Annotated in this window: 3 protein-coding genes; all 3 read right to left on the minus strand. The window is 44.0% G+C overall.

Going from position 1 to position 2,843, the window contains the following annotated elements; translation table 11 throughout:
* Nucleotides 1–420 (minus strand): TMEM164 family acyltransferase (locus tag VB081_RS10790; protein WP_331676034.1); only part of this gene is annotated, 420 nt, incomplete at its 3' end.
* A gap of 125 nt (nt 421–545) precedes the next feature.
* The gene (locus VB081_RS10795; RefSeq protein ID WP_090304789.1) at nt 546–1,895 is read right to left on the minus strand and encodes an RNA-binding domain-containing protein; all 1,350 of its coding nucleotides are present in this window, start codon (nt 1,893–1,895) and stop codon (nt 546–548) included.
* Between the two features lie 218 nt (nt 1,896–2,113).
* Nucleotides 2,114–2,746: a glycerol-3-phosphate 1-O-acyltransferase PlsY gene (gene plsY / locus VB081_RS10800; protein ID WP_323400821.1), complete on the minus strand. Its 633-nt coding sequence runs from the start codon at nt 2,744–2,746 to the stop codon at nt 2,114–2,116.
* Between the last annotated feature and the right edge of the window lie 97 nt (nt 2,747–2,843).

The raw sequence follows: 2,843 nt of genomic DNA on the forward strand, positions 1-2,843 counted from the left end.
CATGATATGGATCCCCGCATAGTCGTAAAATACCCAGAGGGGATATAGAAGGACCATGGACCCGCCGATGATGGAGAGCACATCGATAAAGGGATAGGCCTTCTTCCATTTAAAGAGGATGATCCAAGGCAGCACCATACAAACTTGATTGCACCAGTCAAAGCGCAGGTTGCGTAAATCCCATCCGTAGAAGGTGGTCAGCCAGCTCACCCGGAAGATTTCAAGGCACAGCATGGTTGCCCCCAAGCCATACAGAAGCCGTTGGCTGAATGCCGAATCATTGCGTTTTGTCTGGAGCCGAATGATAAAGATAATGGCCAGGATGATCAGCCCGGATAAAATAAAATGCTCTGGTGAAAACACCCGATTCTGTGGTGTTACATGGGGTGGAAAAAAATAACGATTTAAAAATGTCTGCACCGGCTACCACCTTTTATTGTTCTGAATTTTTGTTTCGTCTGTCCAATGTATATAGCTAAGTATAACACTGATGGTAACACCCCTCAATTGGTTTTTCCAATCGGCTGTTTCACATAGTCTTTTAACTATTTTTTAATCGTGTAGTGGGTATTTCTTGCTTTTCCATTCTGCTTTAGTCGGTTGCTTTTTACCAGTTTTCTGATTAGTCTAGAAGCGGTAGATGTACTCACTTCCATTAGTCTGATTACATCATTTCTTGTTATAGCACCGTGAGCTCGGGTATATTCCAATATTCTTTCTTCTTCATCGCTTAACTTTTGTTTATTCCCTGAATCAGGATTTGTTATTGCTTCTTTTGGGGGTATCGAGACACTTTTTATTTCATACTTTGCGTTAATGTTAGGTAGTATGATTTTAAAGGCATTCTTAGTAGTTTCAATGATAGGTTTTTCTTCCATGCCTTCGTATGCTCTCATAATCTTACCCATTCCGGTACCGTAAGCCTCAATCAAATGGAGTCGGTAGAACACATTTGCAAGATCTTGATTTCTACAAACAGAAAGGCCTACCATAACATCTTCCAAATCAATTCCCGGCATTAATCCACCGATAGACACAAACTCTATCCGGTCAATATAGATACTAATCAGTGCACTGGCACTAAAGGAATAGTCGCGATGGACCAGAAGATTTAGCAACGCTTCTCTGACAGCAATTTCTGGGTAGTCCCTGACATCGATTCGTAGCAGTTTTTCTATGGTCGCACGGGTCTGATTGCGGAAGTCGATAAAATCATACACTTCGTTCATCTGCTGAATCAGCGATCCAGTAAACTCCCGGCGATCCTTAAAAATTGTCTGATCCATTCCCTGAAAAACAGCAACCTTGATGGTGTGGATGCATTGATCGGATAAAAGCAGAGCCAAGTTACTATAAAGACCATCGTGATCAATCAACTTCAAAGTATGCATTTGCTGTAAACCAAAGTCTACTCTTCGAAGTCCAAATTCTTTTTTGGTGGCCCCAAATGTAAGTTCCTGATTTAAACATCGCATAGCCTCAAAACGGTCTCCATCCGTTTCCTTGATCATACGCCGAATTGCTGTGTCAGTGGCAGGAACGGAGGAATACCCCTGCCTAACATACACGCCCTCTGGACGCATTCCTTTCTTTGCAATATAGTAAGGGCGATCTGTTCCACGTTGAATATCTACAACAACAATCCTTTTCTCATCTTCCTCTATTGTTTTATAGTGCAGGAACATGGTCAGATCCGGTTTAATTGCGTCTCTAACCATATTGCTAATTTGCAAGGAGGTGTTATCAGGATCATTCAGTCCAACTACCGTGCCATTATTCTGAACTCCAACATACAATTTACCGCCATCACAGTTAGCGAAAGCAATGATTTCCTTTTTTATATCGTCTACAACAACCTCTTTAAGTTCTATGGTCTCACTTTCCCGAAAAAGCATCACACCATCTCCTTTGATTTCAATTTTCTGGTCATATTATAACAAATCGGGTCAATCGAGTCAACGCGATTGACCCGATTCTGACTCAATTTGACCCGATACTCTCATTGTTTACATAAATATCACCAAATCATAATATATTACCCTACTCACTTCCCACAATCTTCAAAAAATAAAGAAAGAGGTCTCCATCAAAGTGAAGACCTCCTAAACTTAAACTACTTTTTATTCATATCCACCTTCTGGCCGATTTTGCTCTCTGTCCCTGCCATGATCCGCTTGATATTGGATCGGTGCTGAAAGACGGTGGAAACGCAGAGGAAGAGTGCCAGCAGCAGCTCTGGCGTAAAGGCAAAGCCCCGGATAATGAGGGTTACGATGGGCAGGGCCACCATCCCCGTGATAGACGTTAAGGATACCATCTTAAAAATAGCCAGGAAGATCAGCCCTACAACGATGGCCAGGACCGCCACTAAGGGGTCCAGGGCCAGGAACACGCCAATGGAAGTAGCGGTCCCCTTCCCACCACGGAAGCCTAAGCACACTGGCCAGTTATGCCCAGCGATAACGGCGATTCCGGCAGCGGCGATAAAGTAGTCGCTCAACCCAAAGGTCCCCACCAGGAACCGGGCGGCAAGGATACACACCGTACCCTTCAGGGCATCCAGCAGAAAAACGGGAATGGCGTATTTCAGCCCCATGGTCCGCAGGACGTTGGTGGTGCCTGCGTTGCCGCTGCCATAAGTCCGCACATCCTCATGGCGCACTGCCTTCACGACGATATAAGCAAAATCCAGATTCCCGATGAAATACGATGCAACCACTAATAGTACACCATACAGTACGATCATAACACATTACCTCCTGGTTCTTTCGATTCCTTAACCTGTTCGATTAGGATTCTTACCTTTTCAACCATGTCGTCATAGTTCTTTGCCTGATGGGGTA

Origin of the sequence: Christensenella sp. (assembly GCF_034927525.1) — a bacterium.
GTDB lineage: Bacteria > Bacillota > Clostridia > Christensenellales > Christensenellaceae > Christensenella.